General features: G+C 62.7%; 18 protein-coding genes. 9 read left to right on the top strand and 9 right to left on the bottom strand.

What is annotated here, in order from left to right:
- Positions 1-10: 10 nt before the first annotated feature.
- Positions 11-331, bottom strand: a complete 321-nt coding sequence (locus BLR94_RS16965) for a DUF5629 family protein (RefSeq protein WP_084307321.1) — start codon at positions 329-331, stop codon at positions 11-13.
- On the bottom strand, positions 328-4044 hold the full coding sequence (gene metH / locus BLR94_RS16960; RefSeq protein ID WP_090423729.1) for a methionine synthase: 3717 nt from the start codon (positions 4042-4044) through the stop codon (positions 328-330). Before metH ends, BLR94_RS16965 begins: the two co-directional genes overlap by 4 nt.
- Before the next feature lie 201 nt (positions 4045-4245).
- Between metH and BLR94_RS16955 the strand changes: the two genes are divergently transcribed.
- From BLR94_RS16955 to BLR94_RS16935, 5 genes are all read left to right on the top strand, one after another.
- Positions 4246-6525 carry a fatty acid cis/trans isomerase gene (locus BLR94_RS16955; protein WP_084307322.1) on the top strand — a complete coding sequence of 760 codons (2280 nt, stop codon included), beginning with the start codon at positions 4246-4248 and terminating at the stop codon, positions 6523-6525.
- Between the two features lie 151 nt (positions 6526-6676).
- Positions 6677-7696 carry an acyltransferase family protein gene (locus tag BLR94_RS16950; RefSeq protein WP_084307323.1) on the top strand — a complete coding sequence of 340 codons (1020 nt, stop codon included), beginning with the start codon at positions 6677-6679 and terminating at the stop codon, positions 7694-7696.
- 71 nt (positions 7697-7767) lie between these two features.
- Positions 7768-8352, top strand: coding sequence for a Fe-S biogenesis protein NfuA (gene nfuA / locus BLR94_RS16945; RefSeq protein ID WP_084307324.1), 585 nt, complete (start codon positions 7768-7770; stop codon positions 8350-8352).
- Positions 8353-8540: 188 nt separating this feature from the next.
- A complete protein-coding gene (locus tag BLR94_RS16940) occupies positions 8541-9542 on the top strand; it encodes a response regulator (RefSeq protein WP_084307325.1) in 1002 nt (333 codons plus the stop codon).
- Positions 9543-9547: 5 nt separating this feature from the next.
- On the top strand, positions 9548-10504 hold the full coding sequence (locus tag BLR94_RS16935) for a sensor domain-containing diguanylate cyclase (RefSeq protein WP_084307326.1): 957 nt from the start codon (positions 9548-9550) through the stop codon (positions 10502-10504).
- Between the two features lie 4 nt (positions 10505-10508).
- Here BLR94_RS16935 and BLR94_RS16930 read toward each other — a convergent pair whose 3' ends face one another.
- The 6 genes from BLR94_RS16930 to BLR94_RS16905 form a co-directional block, all read right to left on the bottom strand.
- Positions 10509-11675, bottom strand: a complete 1167-nt coding sequence (locus BLR94_RS16930; protein ID WP_084307327.1) for an MFS transporter — start codon at positions 11673-11675, stop codon at positions 10509-10511.
- Positions 11659-11910, bottom strand: a complete 252-nt coding sequence (locus tag BLR94_RS16925; protein ID WP_084307328.1) for a DUF1272 domain-containing protein — start codon at positions 11908-11910, stop codon at positions 11659-11661. The genes BLR94_RS16930 and BLR94_RS16925 overlap by 17 nt, the downstream gene beginning before the upstream one ends.
- Positions 11903-12913, bottom strand: a complete 1011-nt coding sequence (locus BLR94_RS16920; protein WP_084307329.1) for a GlxA family transcriptional regulator — start codon at positions 12911-12913, stop codon at positions 11903-11905. The genes BLR94_RS16925 and BLR94_RS16920 overlap by 8 nt, the downstream gene beginning before the upstream one ends.
- Positions 12914-13010: 97 nt before the next feature.
- Entirely contained in the window at positions 13011-14036 is a 1026-nt protein-coding gene (locus tag BLR94_RS16915) for a DNA topoisomerase IB (RefSeq protein WP_084307330.1), read from the bottom strand.
- 293 nt (positions 14037-14329) lie between these two features.
- Positions 14330-14599 carry a hypothetical protein gene (locus BLR94_RS16910; RefSeq protein ID WP_084307331.1) on the bottom strand — a complete coding sequence of 90 codons (270 nt, stop codon included), beginning with the start codon at positions 14597-14599 and terminating at the stop codon, positions 14330-14332.
- Between the two features lie 343 nt (positions 14600-14942).
- Entirely contained in the window at positions 14943-16022 is a 1080-nt protein-coding gene (locus BLR94_RS16905) for a patatin-like phospholipase domain-containing protein (protein WP_084307332.1), read from the bottom strand.
- Positions 16023-16151: 129 nt separating this feature from the next.
- Between BLR94_RS16905 and BLR94_RS16900 the strand changes: the two genes are divergently transcribed.
- Genes BLR94_RS16900 through BLR94_RS16885 form a run of 4 tightly spaced genes read left to right on the top strand, consistent with a single transcriptional unit; the run spans position 16152 to position 18763 of the window.
- Positions 16152-16460 (top strand): PepSY domain-containing protein, encoded by a 309-nt coding sequence (locus tag BLR94_RS16900; protein ID WP_084307333.1) that lies wholly within the window; start codon positions 16152-16154, stop codon positions 16458-16460.
- Positions 16460-16774 (top strand): PepSY domain-containing protein, encoded by a 315-nt coding sequence (locus tag BLR94_RS16895; protein WP_084307334.1) that lies wholly within the window; start codon positions 16460-16462, stop codon positions 16772-16774. Before BLR94_RS16900 ends, BLR94_RS16895 begins: the two co-directional genes overlap by 1 nt.
- Position 16775: 1 nt before the next feature.
- Positions 16776-17444 carry a response regulator transcription factor gene (locus BLR94_RS16890; protein WP_084307335.1) on the top strand — a complete coding sequence of 223 codons (669 nt, stop codon included), beginning with the start codon at positions 16776-16778 and terminating at the stop codon, positions 17442-17444.
- On the top strand, positions 17441-18763 hold the full coding sequence (locus BLR94_RS16885; protein ID WP_084307336.1) for a sensor histidine kinase: 1323 nt from the start codon (positions 17441-17443) through the stop codon (positions 18761-18763). Before BLR94_RS16890 ends, BLR94_RS16885 begins: the two co-directional genes overlap by 4 nt.
- A 21-nt stretch (positions 18764-18784) precedes the next feature.
- Here BLR94_RS16885 and BLR94_RS16880 read toward each other — a convergent pair whose 3' ends face one another.
- On the bottom strand, positions 18785-19381 hold the full coding sequence (locus tag BLR94_RS16880; protein ID WP_084307337.1) for an NADPH-dependent FMN reductase: 597 nt from the start codon (positions 19379-19381) through the stop codon (positions 18785-18787).
- Positions 19382-19441 lie beyond the last annotated feature (60 nt).

The raw sequence follows: 19441 nt of genomic DNA, 5'->3' as shown, positions 1-19441 counted from the left end.
AGGGAACGGGTTACTCGTCGTCGCTATTGGCAGCGGTCGCCGCGAAACACCGCAGTTGATGATCGCCCAGTGCCCAGCTGTCATCGGCAGCTCGATATTCGGCTTCCATCACCGCGTTATAGCTGAACTGCCAGCGCTTGCGCTCACGACCGTCCTGCACCTCGATGATCAGGACGCTGGCTTCGCTGGCGAACGGCTGATCGGCTTCGGCTGCAGCCTCGGCCTGGTCGAGCAGGATGTCGTCGAGCTGGAAGTCGAAGGCATGCAGGCCATCGATCTCCAGCATATCGGCGGTTTCCAACTGGTCGAGCAGGTAAGCTTGATCACTCATTCGTCATACCCCAGGTTGGGTGCCAGCCAGCGTTCGCTGACCGCGATGTCCTGATTCTTGCGCTCGCTATATTGCTCGATCTGGTCCTTGTCGACCTTGCCGACGGCGAAGTACTGAGCCTCCGGGTGGGCGAAGTACCAACCGCTGACAGCCGCTGCAGGGAACATGGCGTAGTGCTCGGTGAGGAATACGCCGCTGCGGCCCGCCTTGTGGTAGTCGGCCTCGGGGTCGAGCAGGTTGAATAGAGTTCTTTTCTCGGTGTGATCCGGGCAGGCCGGGTAACCGGGGGCAGGGCGGATGCCCTTGTAGGCTTCCTTGATCAGGTCGTCATTGCTCAGGTGCTCATCCGGCTGATAGCCCCAGTGCTCCTTGCGCACGCACTCGTGCAGCCATTCGGCGCAGGCTTCGGCGAGGCGGTCGGCCAGTGCCTTGACCATGATCGAGTTGTAGTCGTCGCCATTGGCCTCGTAGGCCTTGGCCACTTCCTCGGCGCCGATGCCCGCGGTGGTGATGAAGCCGCCGACGTAGTCGCCGATGCCGCTATCCTTCGGCGCGACGAAGTCGGCCAGGGACAGGTTCGGCTTGCCGTCAGGCTTGATGGTCTGCTGGCGCAGGTGGTGCAGGGTGGCGAGCGGCTGGCCGTCGTCGCCATAGACTTCGATGTCGTCGTCGCGCACCTGGTTGGCCGGCCAGAAGCCGAATACGGCGCGGGCCTTTATCAGCTTCTCGTCTATCAGCTTCCTGAGGACCACCCTGGCGTCGTTGAACAGGCTGGTGGCCGCTTCGCCGACCACCTCGTCGGTGAGGATGCGCGGGTACTTGCCGGCCAGGTCCCAGGAGATGAAGAACGGCGTCCAGTCGATATATTCGGCCAGCACGTTGAGGTCGATGTCATCGAGCACCTTCACGCCGGTGAAGCTCGGCTTCGGCGCGGTGTAACCGGCCCAGTCGAACGTCGGCTTGTTGGCGATGGCCTTGTCGTAACTCAGCCGCTCGGTACGCGAGGCGCGGGCCGAGGTGCGTTCGCGCACCACCACGTAATCGTCGCGGGTACGCTGCACGAAGTCGGCTTTGAGCTCCTTGGACAGCAGCTGCGTGGCCACGCCCACGGCGCGCGAGGCGTCGGTGACGTAGACCACCGCGTCATTGCTGTACTGCGGGTCTATCTTCACCGCGGTATGCGCCTTGGAGGTGGTGGCGCCGCCAATCATCAAGGGCAGCGTGAAGCCCTGGCGCTGCATTTCCTTGGCGACGTGGACCATTTCGTCCAGCGATGGGGTGATCAGGCCGGACAGGCCGATGATGTCGCACTTCTCGGCGATGGCGGTCTGCAGGATCTTTTCCGTCGGCACCATCACGCCGAGGTCGACGATGTCATAGCCGTTGCAGCCGAGCACCACGCCGACGATGTTCTTGCCGATGTCATGCACGTCGCCCTTGACCGTGGCCATGAGAATCTTGCCCTTGGCTTCCGGCTTGTCGCCTTTTTCGGCTTCGATGAACGGAATGAGGTGGGCCACCGCCTGTTTCATCACGCGGGCGGACTTGACCACCTGGGGCAGGAACATCTTGCCCGAGCCGAACAGGTCGCCGACGATGTTCATGCCGCTCATCAGCGGGCCTTCGATGACCTCGATGGGCCGCGCGCATTGCTGGCGGCACTCCTCGGTGTCTTCGACGATAAAGGCGGTGATGCCCTTGACCAGCGCATGTTCGAGGCGTTTGTCGACCGCCAGCGAGCGCCACTCCTCGTTTTCCACTTCCTTGACCGCGCCGCCGCCACGGTAGTTGTCGGCGATGGCCAGCAGCGCATCGGTGCCGCCCGGTGTGCGGTTGAGCACCACGTCCTCGACCTTGTCGCGCAACTCCTTGGGAATCTCATCGTAGATTTCCAACTGGCCGGCGTTGACGATGCCCATGGCCAGGCCGTTCTGGATCGCGTAGTAGAGGAACACCGAGTGGATCGCTTCGCGCACCGGGTTGTTACCGCGGAACGAGAACGACACGTTGGACACGCCGCCGCTCGACAGGGCGTAGGGCAGGTTGTCGCGAATGAAGGCGCAGGCCTCGATGAAGTCCACGGCGTAGTTGTTGTGTTCCTCGATACCGGTGGCGACGGCGAAGATGTTCGGGTCGAAGATGATGTCTTCTGGCGGGAAGCCCACCTCGCCCACCAGAATGTCGTAGCTGCGCTGGCAGATCTCGCGTTTGCGGGCGGCCGTATCGGCCTGGCCGGCCTCGTCGAAGGCCATCACCACCACAGCGGCGCCATAGCGCTTGCACAGCTTGGCATGGTGCTTGAATTGCTCGACGCCTTCCTTCATGGAGATCGAGTTGACGATGCCTTTGCCCTGGATGCACTTGAGGCCGGCTTCGATCACTTCCCACTTGGAGGAGTCGATCATGATCGGCACGCGGGAAATGTCCGGCTCGCCGGCGATCAGGTTGAGGAACCTGACCATGGCCGCCTTGGAGTCGAGCATGCCCTCATCCATGTTGATGTCGATCACCTGGGCGCCGGCTTCCACCTGCTGCAGGGCGACTTCCAGTGCCTCGGTGTAGTTCTCTTCACGGATCAGCCGGGCGAACTTGGCCGAGCCGGTGATGTTGGTGCGCTCGCCGACGTTCACGAACAGCGACTTGCGATCGATGGTGAACGGCTCCAGGCCGGACAGACGGCAGGCCTTCGGGATATCCGGGATCAAGCGCGGCGGGTACTTGGCGACCGCTTCGGCAATGGCCTGGATATGCCCAGGGGTGGTGCCGCAGCAACCGCCGATGATATTGAGGAAGCCGCTGGCGGCGAACTCTTCGACCACCGCGGCCATTTCCGCGGGTGTCTCGTCGTATTCACCGAAGGCGTTGGGCAGACCGGCGTTGGGGTGCGCGGAAACGTGAGTGCCAGCCTTGTTCGACAGTTCTTCCAGATAGGGCCGCAGGTCGGCGGCGCCGAGGGCGCAGTTGAGGCCCACGGAAATCGGCTTGGCGTGGGCCACCGAGTTCCAGAACGCTTCGGTGGTCTGCCCGGACAGCGTGCGGCCGGAGGCGTCGGTAATGGTGCCGGAGATCATGATCGGAAGCTCGACGCCATCCTCGTCGAACACCTGTTGTACGGCGAAGATCGCCGCCTTGGCATTTAAGGTGTCGAAGATGGTCTCGATCAGAATCAGGTCGGCGCCGCCCGCGATCAGGCCACGGGTGGCCTCGGTGTAGTTGTCCACCAGTTCGTCGAAGGTGACGTTGCGGTAGCCCGGATCGTTGACGTCCGGAGAGATCGAGCAGGTGCGGCTGGTAGGCCCCAGTACGCCGGCGACGAAACGCGGGCGATCCGGGGTTTCCAGGGTCTTGGCATCGGCCACCTCGCGGGCCACCCGGGCACCGGCCAGGTTCAGTTCATAGGCCAGCGATTCCATGCCGTAGTCTGCCTGGGACACCTGGGTGGCGTTGAAGGTGTTGGTTTCCAGGATGTCGGCGCCGGCATCCAGATAAGCCGTCTCGATGGCCGCGATGATCTGCGGCTGGCTGAGCAGCAGCAGGTCGTTGTTGCCCTTGACGTCGCTCGGCCAGTCGGCGAAGCGCTCGCCGCGATAGTCGGCCTCTTCCAGCTTGTAGCTCTGGATCATGGTGCCCATGCCGCCGTCGAGAATCAGGATTCGATCCTCGAGGGCTAGCTTAAGTGCTTGGAGGCGGGCGCTACGATCTGACAGGGGCATGGAAAAGGCTCTGGACGGGAGGCTGCGACAAAGGCCGCGATCATACCAAAAGTTGCTGCTTTTTCTGCGTATCACCGTCGTGCATGAATTATGTTCATGTTGCCAATGCCTGCGTGGCTCCCCATCTCCGGCGCATGGCGGCATAGCGATGGCACAGGCGGGACGGTTAGAATGGCCGGCTATCTTCGTGGAATTGAGACCATGCGTTACCGGCTGCTGTTGAGTGTTTGCCTTGTAGTGATCAGCGCATCGGCGATAGCAGGGGAGGTGTCCTACAGCCGGGACATCCAGCCGATCTTCACCCAGAACTGCGTGGCCTGTCATGCCTGTTACGACGCGCCTTGCCAGCTCAACCTGGGCAGTGGCGAAGGCGTCGAGCGCGGTGCCAGCAAGGCCACGGTCTATGACGGTACGCGCACCAAGACCCAGGCCACCACACGTCTGTTCATGGACGCCCACGGTGAGCCGGCCTGGCGCCGCAAGGATTTCCACTCGGTACTCGAACAGCAGGGCGGCCAGGCTGCATTGATGGCGCGCATGCTCGAGCTCGGGCATGCCACGCCTTTACCCGCCAACAGCAAGCTGCCCAAGGACCTGGTCATTGGCATCGACCGGGAAAACCAGTGTCCGTTGCCCGGCGAGTTCGAGGCGTTCGCGGCCAAGAACCCAATGGCCGGCATGCCGTTCGCGGTCACCGGCCTGACCGCGCAGGACTACCAGACGGTGCAGCGCTGGCTGGAGCAGGGCGCGCCGCTCGACGAGCAGGCATTGCAACCCAGTGCAGGCGAAGCGCGGCAGATCGCCGAGTGGGAGCGTTTTCTCAACGCCCCGGGTGACGAGCAGGGCCTGGTCAGCCGCTGGCTGTATGAGCATCTGTTTCTCGCTCACCTGCACTTCAAGGGTGGCGAACCCGGGCACTTCTTCCAGCTGGTGCGTTCGCGCACGCCGAGCGGCCAGCCGGTGGACATCATCGCCACCCGACGTCCCAATGACGATCCCGGTACCACCGTCCATTATCGCCTGATGCCGATTCAGGGCGTGATCGTCCACAAGACCCACATCACCTACCCGCTGAGCGCCGAGAAGCTGGCCCGGGTCAAATCGCTGTTTTTCGGTAGCGACTGGCAGGTGGGCGTGGTGCCGGGCTACGGGGTGCAGCGCCGCGCCAACCCGTTCGAAACCTTCGAGGCGATTCCGGCCCAGGCGCGTTATCAGTTCATGCTCGATAACGCCGAATACTTCGTGCGCACCTTTATCCGTGGGCCGGTGTGCCGCGGGCAGATCGCCACCGACGTGATCCGCGACAACTTCTGGGTGGTGTTCCAGGATCCGCAGCACGACCTGTACATCACCGACCCTGCTTACCGGGGCGAGACCACGCCGCTGTTGTCCATGCCCGGCCAGCTCGACCAAATCGAGGATCTGCTGGGCCTGTGGCGTGCCTACCGCAACAAGCGCAACGACTACGAGGCATTGCGCACCGCAGGTTATGCGGTGGCCCCGGCGCCCGACTGGTCGCACATCTGGCGTGGCAACGACAATGCCCTGCTGTCGATCTTTCGCCACTATGACAGCGCTTCGGTGCGCACCGGGTTGATCGGAGAAATCCCGCAGACCCTGTGGTGGATGGATTACCCCCTGCTCGAACGTACCTACTACCAACTGGTGGTGAATTTCGACGTGTTCGGCAATGTCTCGCATCAGGCGCAGACTCGCCTGTATTTCGACCTGATCCGCAACGGGGCGGAGCAGAACTTCCTGCGCCTGATGCCTGCCGACGCGCGTTCCGGGCTGTTCAGCGACTGGTATCAGAAGAGCGGCAAGCTCAAGGCGTGGATGGATTACTACCCGCTGGACCGGAAAACCCCGAGCGGCCTGCCGCTTTCTGGCGAAAATCCCAAGCGGCAGTTCGCCGAGCAGTTGCTGCAGCGCTTCGCCGCCCTCAACGCACGGCCTGACCCGATCAATCGCTGTACCGGTCAACACTGCCATCGCGATGGCCTGCCCGCCGACCTGCAGCAGGCGGAACAGGCACTGAGTCGCCTGGCGTCCAGGCCTGCCTCGCAACTCAAGGTGATCCATCAGTTGCCGGAAGCGACCTTGCTACGCGTCGAAGCCGGCAATGGACGGCGTGAGGTCTACAGCCTGTTGCGCAACCGTGCCCATAGCAACGTGGCCTTCATGCTAGGCGAGGATCTGCGCTACCAGCCTCGCCTGGACACCCTGACCCTCTACCCGGAGGTGCTGACCAGCTATCCGAATTTCGTGTTCTCGGTACCGGCCAGCCAGGTGGCGGATTTCGTCGCGGCACTGGAGCAGGTCAGCGACACCTCCTCCTTCGAAACCGTGGTCGAGCGCTGGGGCATCCGCCGCACCCATCCACAGTTCTGGCGGTATTTCCACGACCTGAGCGCACACATCCGCGAACATGACCCTCAGGAGGCGGGCGTGCTGGACATGAATCGCTACCAGAACCTCTGACCCCCCGGCTTTCGCAAACCCGTCGGCCCGCGGCGGGCTGCCACCTGGCATTTCTCTCGACCTTTCTCCAGCCATCGCGGTCGGACGCTGTGGCAGCCTGCAATGCAGGGTGCCTCGTATCGGTTTCAACGCGAGGGAGAATGGCGGTTCTATGCTGATTTCAGTGCAGGCATTGCGGGCATTGGCAGCCTGGGTGGTGGTTTTTCATCATGTCATGCAGGTGTTCTTCGATTTCAAGGCAGATAGCTTCATGGGCGATCTGTTCACCGACAAGGGGGCCGTCGGTGTGGACATCTTCTTCGTCATCAGCGGCCTGGTGATCTACCTCTCCACCCAAGGCAAGCGCATCACCCCGTGGCGTTTCATGCTCAACCGGGCGCTGCGCATCGTCCCGGCGTACTGGCTGTACTCATTGATCGCTGCACTGATCATCGCCTTCGCCAACCCGGTGATGCCCAACCAGGCGTTCGACCTGCGGCACCTGATGATGTCGCTGCTGTTCATTCCCGCAGAAAACCCCGCGGGTTTCGGCCTTTACCCCACGCTCAACGTCGGCTGGACGCTGAACTACGAAATGTTCTTCTACCTGCTGTTCGCGCTGGCGTTCATGGTTCCTCAGCGCTTGCGCCTGTTGCTGATCACCAGCACCTTGCTGGTCTTCGGGCTGCTGGCGACGCAGCCATGGGTCAGCGACTTCTATCGCAACAGCATCGTCTATGAGTTTCTCTTCGGCGTATTGCTGGGCATGGTTTACCGGCGCGGCTGGATTCGCCAGGGGCTGTGGCTGCCGCTGCTGCTGATCGCCGGCTCGTTGCTGGCCATCTATCACCTCGACAACACCATGCGGCTGCTGCACTGGGGCGTGCCGAGTGCGCTGATCGTTGCCGCCTGCATCGCCATGGAGCCCTGGTTCAAGGACAGTCGCCTGCTGGCGCGGATGGGCGATTGCTCGTACTCGGTGTACCTGCTGCACGTGATCGTGCTGTCCCTGGGGTGGTACCTGCAAGCCATCCTGGATCTCAATCCGTACCTGGTGATCGCCGCCTGCATGCCGCTGATCGCCCTGGCATCCTGGGCCAGCTACGAGCTGATCGAAAAGCGCTTTTTCGTGCAGGCCAAGGCCTGGATCGGTGAGCGAACCGGCAGCGGTTCACTTCAGGCGCTATCCTGAGTAAAATAGTAGGACTTTATCCGCGAGCGCCATTTGGCGTACACTCCACCGCATGACCGTGAGGAGTTGCCATGAGCACCATTATCATTACCGATGCCGCCCACGATTACCTGGCAGACCTGTTGAGCAAGCAGAATACTCCGGGAATCGGCATTCGCGTTTTCATCACCCAGCCCGGTACCCAGTACGCGGAAACCTGCATCGCCTACTGCAAGCCCGGTGAGCAGAAGCCGGAAGATCAGGCCATCGGCCTGGCCAGCTTCACTGCCTGGATCGACGCCGTCAGCGAGCCGTTTCTGGAAGACGCCGTGGTCGACTACGCCACCGATCGCATGGGTGGCCAGCTGACCATCAAGGCACCGAATGCCAAAGTACCGATGGTCAACGAAGACAGCCCGCTCAACGAGCGTATCAACTATTACCTGCAAACCGAGATCAACCCGGGCCTGGCCAGCCATGGCGGCCAGGTGACGCTGATCGACGTGGTCGACGAAGGCATTGCGGTGCTGCAGTTCGGCGGTGGTTGCCAGGGCTGTGGCCAGGCCGACCTGACGCTCAAGGAAGGCATCGAGAAAACCCTGCTCGAACGCATTCCCCAGCTCAAGGGCGTGCGTGACGTGACCGACCACAGTAATCGTGAAAACGCGTATTACTGATAGGCGTACCTGCTGTTCCACAAGGCGACTTCGGTCGCCTTGTGCGTTTCAGGGCGTCAGGATAAAAACAAAAGCGCATAGTGTTCTGCTATAGATTGTCGGCCCGTCCCAGGATGGTGCCATCGTTGGCGGCATTTTCACCGCAGCGCAACAAGCCGGAAACAGGCTTCACTTCTCGAGGCGCATCAATGCCTGAAGTATCTCTTCTCGTTTGCGACGATTCGAACATGGCCCGCAAGCAGCTGCTGCGTGCCTTGCCTGTGCAATGGCCAGTCAAGGTCAGCCTGGCCAGCAACGGCCAGGAAGCGCTCGACCAACTGCGGGCGGCGCCTGTCGACCTGCTGCTGCTCGACCTCACCATGCCGGTGCTCGACGGTTACGGCGTGCTGGCGGCTCTCAAGGCCGAAGGGCGCGCCCAGAAAGTCATCGTCGTCTCAGGCGACGTTCAGGATGAGGCCATACGCCGGGTGCAGGCACTCGGGGCGCTGGCTTTCCTGAAAAAGCCCGTCGATCCCGACTTGTTGCGCCAGACCCTGGACGAGCTGGGGTTGCTGAGCATGCCGACCACCGTGAGCCATGCGACCGTGGCTGCGACGGGCGAGGCCAGGGTATCGTTCCGCGATGCTTTCCGCGAGGTGATCAACGTCGCCATGGGGCAGGCTGCCGCGCTGTTGGCCAGGGTGCTGGGAGTGTTCGTGCAACTGCCGATCCCCAACGTGAACATTCTCGAAGTCAGCGAGCTGCACATGGCCCTTGCAGATGCGCAACGCGGCAACGGGCTGACGGCGGTGTGCCAGGGGTATATCGGCGGCGGTATCTGTGGTGAAGCACTGCTGATCTTCCACGATTCGGAAGTGGCCGACATGGCCAAACTGATGCGCCGGCAGCAGCAGACCTCTTCGTCTTTGGAAATGCTCCTGGACATGTCCAGCGTGCTGATCGGCGCGTGCCTGAGTGGCATCGCCGAACAGCTCGACGTGAGTTTCTCCCAGGGCCACCCGCAGGTGCTGGGCGAACACGCCTCGATCGACGAGCTGATCCGCATCAATGGTCAACGCTGGCGACAGACACTCGCCGTGGAGGTGAGCTACAGCATCGAAGGGCACGATATTCACTTCGACCTGCTGTTGTTGTTCACCGAAGACTCGGTGCCATTGCTGAACAAAAAACTCGCCTACCTGATGGAATGACAGACATGGTCGCGAAGATGGATTTCAACGAGTTCCACTGGCTGCTGGCGATCGTGCAGAGCATCGATGTAGGGGTGGTGGTGCTGGATCGCAGCTACCGGGTCGAGGTGTGGAACAGCTTCATGGAGAACCACTCCGGCCGCACGGCACAGGCTGCCGCCGAACGTTCGTTCTTCGAACTGTTTCCCGAAGTCGACGAGCCCTGGTTTCGGCTGAAGGCGGAAAGTGTCGCCACCCTCGGCACCCCGGCCTTCACCATCTGGGAGCAGCGGCCCTACCTGGTGCGCTTCAAGAACTACCAGCCGATTACCGGCCTGGAAGACTTCATGTACCAAAACACCACGATCCTGCCGCTGCAGGCCACCAACAGCAAGATAGAACACCTGTGCCTGATCATCTATGACGTGACCAGCGTCGCGGTGAACAAGCGCCAGTTACAGTCGATGAGCGACCAGTTCAGGGACCTGTCGCGTACCGATCGGCTGACCGGCCTGAACAATCGCGGCTACTGGGAGGAAGAGCTCAAGCGCGAGCATGCCCGCCATCGTCGCTATGGCAGCAGCACGGCTCTGGTGATGTTCGATATCGACCACTTCAAGAAGGTCAACGACACCTTCGGCCACCAGGCAGGCGATGCGGTGATTCAGGGGCTGGCCAAGACGGTCCGCGAGCAGATCCGCGACACCGATATTGCCGGACGCTACGGTGGCGAGGAGTTCGTGGTGCTGTTGCCGGACGTCGATTCGGCGGGCGGGCGGGTGTTCGCCGAGCGTCTGCGCAGCGTGGTCGAGCGCTTGCAGATCCGTCACGAGGGGCAGGTGATTCCCTTCACCATCAGCCTGGGTGTGGCGGATCTGAGCGAGCCGAGTCATGACCACCAGCAACTGCTGCAGTGGGCCGATCAGGCGTTGTACGCCTCCAAGCGCAATGGCCGCAATCAGGTGACCGTATTCGGCGCCTGATTGCTCAGCTCGCTAAAGGTGTTGGTGGCGCCGGGCGGCCCAGCACAGCCACGACGGCAATTGCCAGTAGCGGCAGCATGGCCAGATTCACCAGCCCCCAGCCCAGCCCGGTGATGAGCGCGCCGGAAGCGAATGCGGCGCACGCGGCAACACTGCCGTTGGCCAGCTCCATCAGCCCTTGTGCCCGACCACGCTCCTCGGCGCCGTGGGCGCGGGCGAGCAGCGTGGTGCCGGCTACCAGCATCAGATTCCAGCCGATGCCCAGCAGGAGCGATGAGATCAGAAAGTACACCTGTGCCTGGCCGATCAGTGCGCTCGAGGCGCTGCAGCTCAGCAGCACGATACCGATCATCGCTACACGCCGCCCCCCTAGACGGTCCACCAGCGGCCCGGCGATCAGTGCAGGCAGAAACATGCCCAGCATGTGCCACTGGATCACCTGTGCGGCACTCTCCACAGACAGTCCACAGAAACTCATGGCCAGCGGTGTGGCATTCATCACCAGGATCATCAGGCCATGGCCGATAGCGGTAATGGCAAGCGCAGAGCGGATTGCCGGGCGAGCCAGCAGCTCGCGCGCATTGCCTCGGGGGGCGACCGGGATTGTTCCTTCGCGCAATGCGCTCAGCAGCAGCAATCCCAGCAGAGCCAGTACGGCCAGCAACAGGTAGGCGCCGACGAAGGGCGCGCTCAGCGCATTGCGCGCCCACAGCGTCAAGGTCGGGGCGAACAGGGCAGCGCACACGCCGCCACCGATCACCCAGGCCGCGGCGCGCCCCTTGTGTGCCTCATCCACCGTTTCCAGCGCGGCGAAACGGTAGTACATGGCGGACGCCTGGTAGACGCCGATTGGCAAGGCACCCACGCAGAACAGATTGAAATCCGCCAGCCACACGCCCAGGGCGCTGACCAGCCCGCCGAGGATGCCGGCTGCTGCGCCGAGCGTCAGCCCGGGGCGGCGGCCATGGCGCTGCATGAACAGCGACAGCGGATGAGTGGCCAGCAGATTACCCAGCACCAGCAGAGCCAGAGGCAATGTCGCCAGGCTGTTGTACGGAGACAGCTGCAGGCCAATCAGGGCGGTGAGGGTGATGCCAATCAGCGAGCAGCTCCAATACAACGCCTGCGCGAAGAACAGAATGAGCAACGCAGGGTTACGCAGTAGCAGCATGGCATCCTCCGGCCTTGAGCACCCGCCACGTCGACGGCGGGTTGGCAGCCAGCTTCGCGGCCGGGCGGATCGGGCGACGCACCAGTTCGCCGTTGCAGTTCGGGCAGTGGCCTTGCAGGTGGCTATTGGCGCAGTCCCGGCAATAGGTGCACTCGAACGAGCAGATGCGCGCTTCGCTGGATTCGGGGGGCAGGTCGCGGTCACAGCATTCGCAGTTGGGGCGCAGCTCAAGCATGGGATAGCTCCTCGCCGAAACGCTCGGCGTATTGTTGAGGGCTGATGGACAGATGTTTGTGAAATACCCGGCGCAGATTCTCCGGGTGGCCGAACCCGGTGAGGCGCGCGACCGTGGCAATCGAGGCCTGGGCGTCCTGAAGCAGCGCACGGGCGGCTTCCAGGCGCACGCGCTCCACGTAACGCGCCGGGCCGCTGCCCAGTTCCTTGGCAAAAACCCGTGACAGGGTGCGTGGTGCCATCTTCGCTTCGCTGGCCAGCGCTTGCAGGGACAGGTCGGCACCCAGGTTGGCGGGAATCCAGGCCAGCAGTTCGGCAAGCCGAGGCGTGCGGCTGGGTTCCGGGGCAAGCAGGGCACTGAACTGTGCCTGGCCGCCGGGGCGGCGCAGGAACATCACCAGGCGTCGCGCCACGGCCAGCGCCATGCTGCGGCCGAGGTCGGCCTCGACCAGCGCCAGGGCCAGGTCGATGCCGGCCGTCACGCCGGCGGAGGTGAACAGATGGTGGCTGCCGGTGCTGCCAGCGGGGTCGTAGGTGTGCAGGCAATCACTGTCGACGCGCAATTTCCGGTGCTGGCGCAGGGTGTCGATATCGGCCCAGTGGGTGGTCACCCGGTGGCCGTCGAGCAGACCGGTACGGGCAAGGATCAGTGCGCCTGAGCAGACCGATCCGAATCTGCGCACGCGTGGCTCGGCGCTGCGCAGCCAGTCCAGCAGGGGCTGGTTCTCGCACTGTGCTGCTTCGCCAAGACCGCCGGGAATCAGCAGGGTATCCAGGCTGCCGGGGTCACAGTCGGCCCAGGCGGCGTCCGCCATCACGCGCATCCCCGAAGAGCTACGCACCGGTCCAGCCCGCTCAGCGAGCATCAGCAAGCGGTAGGCGTCGCCCAGCCCCTGGCGATTGCGCTCAACGTTGGCAGAGGCGAATACCTGCAAGGGGCCGATCACGTCCAGGCTCATGAAGTCGTTGTAGATCAGAGCGGCGATGCATCTGCTTTCGTCCATGGCAATCCCTCGGGGAAGAGGGACGGAGTGTGCGCGGGCGAGCATATGGCGGCAATGACATTATTCCCACATATCTCGCCACGTCCCGACGAGGGGCTCAGGCCGCCGGTATCTTTTCCAGAAACCGCATCAGCAGGCTTTCCTCGGATCGCAGCCCCTTGCGCGCCGCAGCGAGGCGCAAATCGGCGAGCTCACCGGAGTGAAAGGCGTCTATCAGGGCCGGATGGATGTAGCATTTGCGGCACACTGCCGGCGTGTTGCGCAGCTCTTCGGCAACCTGCTTGACCATCGCCACCACATGCTTCTTGGCCGAGCTCTCCGGCTGCCATTCGAGTTCACGCAACAGGGTCAGGGCCAGTGCACTGCCCGCCCAGGTCCGGTAATCCTTGGCGGTGAAATCGGCGCCGGTCAACTCGCGCAGGTAATTGTTGATGTCGGTGGATGTCACGGTATGGCGTTCGCCATCCGCGTCCAGGTACTGGAACAGATGCTGCCCCGGAAGCTCCAGGCAACGCCGGATAATACGTGCCAGACGCCGGTCACTGACTTCCACCTCGTGCTCGATGCCACTCTTGCCGCGGAAATGGAAACGAATGGCGCTGCCCTGTACCTCGACATGGCGATTTCGCAGGGTGGTCAGGCCGTAAGAGCGGTTTTCCTTGGCATAACGCACGTTGCCGATGCGGATCAGGGTGTTGTCGAGCAGGGTGATCACCGTGGCCATGACCTTTTCGCGACCGTGCTCGGGCAGCAGCAGGTGCTGCTCCACCGTCTGGCGCAGTTTCGGCAAGGCTTTGCCGAACAGCAGCAGATTGGCGTATTTATCGGTATCGCGGACTTCACGCCAGCGCGGGTGATAGCGGTACTGCTTGCGACCACGCGCATCGCGGCCGGTGGCTTGCAGGTGGCCCTTGGGGTCCGGGCAGATCCACACATCGAGGTAGGCCGGTGGTATGGCCAGTGCTTGGATACGATCAATCTGCCGGTCATCGCGAATGCGCTCGCCAGCGGGGTCGAAATAGCAGAACTTGCCGCGCAGCTTGCGCCGCGTGATACCGGGACCGCTGTCATCGACGTAGTGCAGGTCGTTGGGGAGTTCGGGAATCGGCGGCGAATCGCTCATCGAATGCTCCCCGGCGAGGCACTGAAGGTGGTATCCAGCGCAGTGGCAACGAATAGATGAACGACGGAATTCGTCAGTGGAGACAGCAGTGTTTCGACTACATGATGCATGCCGGTCAGCTCGTTGTGACGGATACAGGCTTAGCCAGCCGAATACGACAGGAAGTTCAGTGTTTTGCAGATGCAGTGAGTAGGCGGATTAATGCAGGGAGAGGATATTTCAATGCAGAGACAAGTTGCCGCACCCGGGGTGCGGCAACTTCCATGAAGCCAGAAAAATGAGCGGCCACCGCTCTATTCCGGCATGCTCCACGGGGCGAGATCGAAACCTTTGCGGCTGAGTTCGTCGCGGGTTCTTTCCAATGCCTTGGCCAGCTCTAGCGGATCGCTGTAAATGCTGCTGGTGAGTTGCGTACGATCGATCAGGCGCGTGCTGGTGCGGTCTACCACCGTCAGGCTCAGCACGCCGGTGCCGTCCTGAGGGGCCCAGGCGACACAGTGAAACGGTTGAAAGGCACGATCGGCAATCAGCAGTGCATCATTGAAACGCAGCGAAGCGTTCATGGGGTCGGTTCTCCGAGGTTTTCCCAATGACTCATAGTGTCGGCGTTGTCTGTTAACGCTGACGTTCGTAGCTGTTGATGTTTCGATGAGCCGTGCAAGTCACATCCAGGCGCATTAATTTTTCGAAAAAACGAAAATTAAATTGTGAAGTTGACGAGCATCAAAGTTTCCAACGGTTGGCGCACTCAGTTGCGTTATCGACCATTGAAACGGCATCAACAGTTAATAGGAAAATAACCCGGGTCTTCGGTTCCGTTTGGCTCCGCTTTTTTATCAATAATGGCAAGCGCTTAAATACAGTGGGCGAGCCACTGCCGGTTTTCCGGCGAACCGGCCGTGCTGCCTAGAGCGGCTGCAGGCGGTCTGCCAGGCTGCCGGCCTCGAGCAACTCGAGAAACTCATCACCCAGGCGCCGGCTTTCGTCCATGGCCAGGCGCCAATAGCGCTCACGCCCGGCATCGTCGCCCAGAAAACGACTGAAATCCTTGCGATCCGGCAGCTTGCCGTAGGGCAGACGGGCCAGGTACTCACGGGACGGCGCGAGGAGCAACACATCCTGCAGGCGCCTGGCGTCACCGCGCCGCCAGGGCAGGCCCTTGTCGAACCAGCCGGGGATGACGCGATCTGTGAAGTGCGGGTACAGCACGATGTCGTCACCGCTGTAGGGCAGGTCCAAGTGGTAATCGAGCAGGCCGCCATCGCGGTAGGTGCCTGGCCCTGCGCCGGGAATGTCGCGCACACCCTGCATCACCAATGGGATCGAACCTGATGCCAGCAGTGCCTGGCGCAGGTTGCCGACGTCCAGCGGCAGGCAGCGAGACGGAAAGTCGGTAAGTGGGTGCAGGGGTGGCGCCAGGCGCGCGTCGTGGAGAATCACCCGCTCGAAGTGACGGGCCAGGCGCGGGCGGCCCAGGATGTTGCTGCCGATCACGGACGAAAGACCCAGCCCCAGCGCGCGCCGGCCATCCTCGGCAAGCCGACCGTGACTTTTCACCACCACGATATTGAGCCGGTAGTAGGCATGGTCGAGTACCGCGGCATCTTGCTGCTGGAGCAGCTCGTCGAGCATCTGGGTACAGCGCCGGGACACTTCAAGCATGCTGACTCCCTTGGCGAAGCGCATGCCGGTATACAGTTCGCCCAGGCGTCGCAGCGCGCCGGCCGGCTCTGGCAGACAGGCACTGGCGAAGCGCCAGGAGCCAATCGATGCGCCGATCAGGGAACGTTGCCGTGGTGCGCGTGCCAGCCAGTCACCGAACAGGGCGATGTCCAGCCCTTGGATACCGAGCGCCTTGGGACCACCTGCCGCACCGGGCAGGGTGCCGACATCCGCTGGCTGAAGATTGCGTTCGCGAATGCGCGCCATGGCCCGGCGGCCGGCTTTGAGGGTGAGGGCGGGGTACTTGATCTGAATGGCGCTCATGCGGGACTCCAGCGGCAAGGCGACAGTATAAGCGTGAGCTGCCAGCTGGTCTGTGGCGCAATTCAGTTTGAGTTAAGTCGCTCCCCTTAATCTGAACACCGTCGAAACAGATCAATCAAGGAGTTAAACGTGAAGACACTGACTGCATTGTTCGCCGCTGCCACCCTGACTGCCACCGCCGGTATCGTCCAGGCCCGTGACCTGGGGCCGGACGAGGCGCTGAAGTTGCGTGATGCCGGTACCATCCAGTCCTTCGAAAAACTCAATGAAGCTGCCCTTGCCAAGCATCCGGGCGGTAAACTGGAGAACAGCGAACTCGAGGAAGAATACGGTCGCTACCTGTATCAGGTAGAAGTGCGTGACGCCCAGAACCGCAAATGGGATGTCGAGCTGGACGCGACCACGGGCAGCATTCTCAAGAACCACCAGGATGATTGATGAAAGGCAAACCGCTTTTACGCTTCGTTTCCATCATGCTGCTGGTGGCGCTGACCTGCGCCGCCGGGGCGCGTGATCTCGATCAGGATGAGGCGCGGGACCTGCGCCTGAGCGGGGTGATCCTGCCCCTCGACCAATTGATGCGCAAGGCGCTCGAGCGTTACCCCGGCGCCACCCTGCTCGAGGCCGAGCTGGAGGAAGAGGACCATGCGTTCGTGTACGACGTCGAGCTGCTGACCCGCGAGGGGGTGGTGCGCGAGCTGGAACTGGACGCCCACGATGGGCGGATACTGAAGGATGAGGTAGACGACTGACATGCGCCTGTTGCTGGTGGAAGACCATGTTCCTCTTGCCGATGAACTGACTGCCTCGCTGACCCGCCAGGGCTACGCGGTGGACTGGCTGGCCGACGGTCGCGATGCCGTCTACCAGGGCGCCAGCGAGCCCTATGACCTGATCATCCTCGACCTCGGCCTGCCCGGCAAACCGGGCCTAGACGTGCTCCAGGAGTGGCGCGAGGGTGGCCTGGCGACGCCGGTGCTGGTGCTCACCGCCCGTGGCTCGTGGGCCGAACGCATCGAAGGCCTGAAGGTCGGCGCTGACGATTACCTGACCAAGCCGTTCCACCCCGAAGAGCTGCAGTTGCGCATTCAGGCCCTGCTGCGCCGCGCTCGCGGGCTGGCCAATCAGCCGCAGTTGCAGGCTGCCGGGCTGCACCTGGATGAAAGCCGGCAGTGCGTCAGCCGTGGCGACCTGCAGATAGAGCTGACCGCTGCGGAATTTCGTCTGTTGCGCTATTTCATGCTGCACGCCGGGCAGATCCTTTCCAAGAGCCACCTGGCCGAGCACCTCTACGACGGTGAAACCGAGCGTGATTCCAACGTCATAGAAGTCCATGTCAACCACCTGCGCCGCAAGCTTGGTCGCGAAGTGATCGAAACCCGGCGGGGACAGGGTTACCGGTTCAGCGGTAGCGCCGCTTGAGGTCGATTCAGCGACGCCTGAGCCTTGGCCTGATCAGCGTCCTGCTGATCATTGGCCTGCTGCTGGCCCAGACCTGCCTGTGGCTGTTCGACAACAGCCTGCGTCGCTATATGCAGGCCGGCCTGGAAGAGGAAGCGCAATCGCTGTTGATCGCGCTGGTACGCGGCCCTTCCGGTATCCAGTTGGACGAGTCGCGACTCAGTGCCGCGTTTCAGCGGCCATACTCCGGCCTTTATTTCCGCATCGACTTCGCCGACAAGAGCTGGCGCTCGCGTTCGCTGTGGGACAGCGAGTTGCAGTCCAGCGACGTGGATGGCCTGCAGGCCGAGCTGCAAGACGGCCCACAGGGCCAGTTGCTGGTGACCTACCGCGGCGAGTACCGCCGCTTTGCCGAGCAACTGACCATTTCCGTGGCGCGTGATTACACACCGGTGCTGGAAAGTTTCCGGCGCGTGCAGCGCATCGGTCTCGGCCTGGGCCTGGGCAGCCTGGCGCTGATTCTGCTGTTGCAACGCCTGGCCGTCGGCCGGGCATTGCGTCCGCTGGAACAGACCCGTGTACAGATCGCCCAATTGCAGCAGGGCCAGCGCTCGGAGCTGGATGAGCGGGTACCCGAGGAGTTGCAGCCCCTGGTCGAGCAGATCAACCATCTGCTGGCCCACACCGAAGAAACCCTGAAACGCTCGCGCAACGCTCTCGGCAATCTCGGACACGCCTTGAAGACGCCGCTGGCGGTGCTGGTCAACCTGGCCTCGCGGGACGAATTGCGTGCCCACCCTGAGCTGCGCGACAACCTGATCGAGCACCTGCAACAGATCGAACAGCGGATCGCTCGCGAGCTGGGCCGTGCGCGGCTGGCGGGCGAAGCGTTGCCCGGTGCGCATTTCGATTGCCAGGTAGAATTGCCGGGGTTGTTCGCGACGTTGCGCATGATCCACGACAGTGGCCTGGAACTGAGTTGGCAAGCCACGCCGCCAGACTTGCGTTTGCCACGTGACCGCGAGGACCTGCTGGAGCTGCTCGGCAACCTGCTTGATAACGCCTGCAAGTGGGCGGACGGCCAGGTGCGCCTGCATATCGGGCGCATGGCCGAAGCCTATGTGCTGGACGTCGATGACGATGGTCCGGGGATCGACAGCGAGCGTCGTGAAGAGGTGCTCAGCCGCGGTATTCGCCTGGATGAGCAAACCGCCGGGCACGGCCTGGGGCTGGGCATCGTGCGTGATATCGTCGACGCCTGGGGTGGCACGATATCGTTGCATGACAGTGACCTGGGTGGTCTGCGGGTGAGGGTCGAACTGCCGTTACGCACGCGCTGAACGGCTGCTCGACAAGCCTGCTTACATGCCGTTGGTGAACGCTGGATCGCTCAGGTCGATGGCGGCCCGTACCGGCTTCAGCGCTTCGCCATACCGGGTGAGGATATCCAGGGTGTAGTCGATGCGCGCACGAATGCGGCTGTCGTCTTCGCTGGCGGACTGGTCGTCGTTGAGCACCTTGGTGACCTGGCGGATGATCAGGTGCTCCGGCAGGTAGTTCACGCGGCAATTCTTGTAGCTCGAGCTGCGCAGCTCGGCGATCGGGCTGCCGCCGCCAATGCCCGACGACACGCCGACCAGCAGGCCCGGCTTGTGCGCCAGTTCGGCCTTGCTGGCGTAGATGAAGAAATTCTTGATCGCCGGCCCGGCCATGCCATTCCATTCAGGGGCGATCACCACCAGCGCATCGGCGCTTTTCAGGCGCTGACTGTAGTCCGCCCAGGTGCCCTCGTCCTCGGCAGGCCAGAGGGGCAGTGGGCCGCGGCCCAGATCGATGACCTGGCTCAGCTCGGCGCGGGTCTTGCCCAGGGTAATCAAGCGCTGACGCAGAAAATGCGCGACTTTTGCGGATTGGCTGTCAGGGCGGCTGGAACCGGCGACCAGAACGATATCGAGCATAGGGACTCTCCGTTGATAAATGGCGTGAGGCTACCGTCGGTCCTCGAACGTGCAAAAGAC

It is taken from the genome of Phytopseudomonas flavescens, assembly GCF_900100535.1.
GTDB classification, from domain to species: Bacteria; Pseudomonadota; Gammaproteobacteria; order Pseudomonadales; family Pseudomonadaceae; genus Aquipseudomonas; species Aquipseudomonas flavescens.
Note: the sequence above shows the minus strand (reverse complement) of the source record. Positions and strands in the feature narration are given on the sequence as shown.

Coding starts and splice junctions, on each gene's coding strand:
- BLR94_RS16890 (WP_084307335.1), top strand. CDS start 16,776: ATGCGCCTGTTGCTGGTGGAAGACCATGTTCCTCTTGCCGATGAACTG.
- BLR94_RS16905 (WP_084307332.1), bottom strand. CDS start 16,022: ATGAGCGCCATTCAGATCAAGTACCCCGCCCTCACCCTCAAAGCCGGC.
- BLR94_RS16920 (WP_084307329.1), bottom strand. CDS start 12,913: ATGGACGAAAGCAGATGCATCGCCGCTCTGATCTACAACGACTTCATG.
- BLR94_RS16935 (WP_084307326.1), top strand. CDS start 9,548: ATGGTCGCGAAGATGGATTTCAACGAGTTCCACTGGCTGCTGGCGATC.
- BLR94_RS16925 (WP_084307328.1), bottom strand. CDS start 11,910: ATGCTTGAGCTGCGCCCCAACTGCGAATGCTGTGACCGCGACCTGCCC.
- BLR94_RS16915 (WP_084307330.1), bottom strand. CDS start 14,036: ATGAGCGATTCGCCGCCGATTCCCGAACTCCCCAACGACCTGCACTAC.
- BLR94_RS16940 (WP_084307325.1), top strand. CDS start 8,541: ATGCCTGAAGTATCTCTTCTCGTTTGCGACGATTCGAACATGGCCCGC.
- BLR94_RS16880 (WP_084307337.1), bottom strand. CDS start 19,381: ATGCTCGATATCGTTCTGGTCGCCGGTTCCAGCCGCCCTGACAGCCAA.
- metH (WP_090423729.1), bottom strand. CDS start 4,044: ATGCCCCTGTCAGATCGTAGCGCCCGCCTCCAAGCACTTAAGCTAGCC.
- BLR94_RS16950 (WP_084307323.1), top strand. CDS start 6,677: ATGCTGATTTCAGTGCAGGCATTGCGGGCATTGGCAGCCTGGGTGGTG.
- BLR94_RS16930 (WP_084307327.1), bottom strand. CDS start 11,675: ATGCTGCTACTGCGTAACCCTGCGTTGCTCATTCTGTTCTTCGCGCAG.
- nfuA (WP_084307324.1), top strand. CDS start 7,768: ATGAGCACCATTATCATTACCGATGCCGCCCACGATTACCTGGCAGAC.
- BLR94_RS16955 (WP_084307322.1), top strand. CDS start 4,246: ATGCGTTACCGGCTGCTGTTGAGTGTTTGCCTTGTAGTGATCAGCGCA.
- BLR94_RS16895 (WP_084307334.1), top strand. CDS start 16,460: ATGAAAGGCAAACCGCTTTTACGCTTCGTTTCCATCATGCTGCTGGTG.
- BLR94_RS16965 (WP_084307321.1), bottom strand. CDS start 331: ATGAGTGATCAAGCTTACCTGCTCGACCAGTTGGAAACCGCCGATATG.
- BLR94_RS16910 (WP_084307331.1), bottom strand. CDS start 14,599: ATGAACGCTTCGCTGCGTTTCAATGATGCACTGCTGATTGCCGATCGT.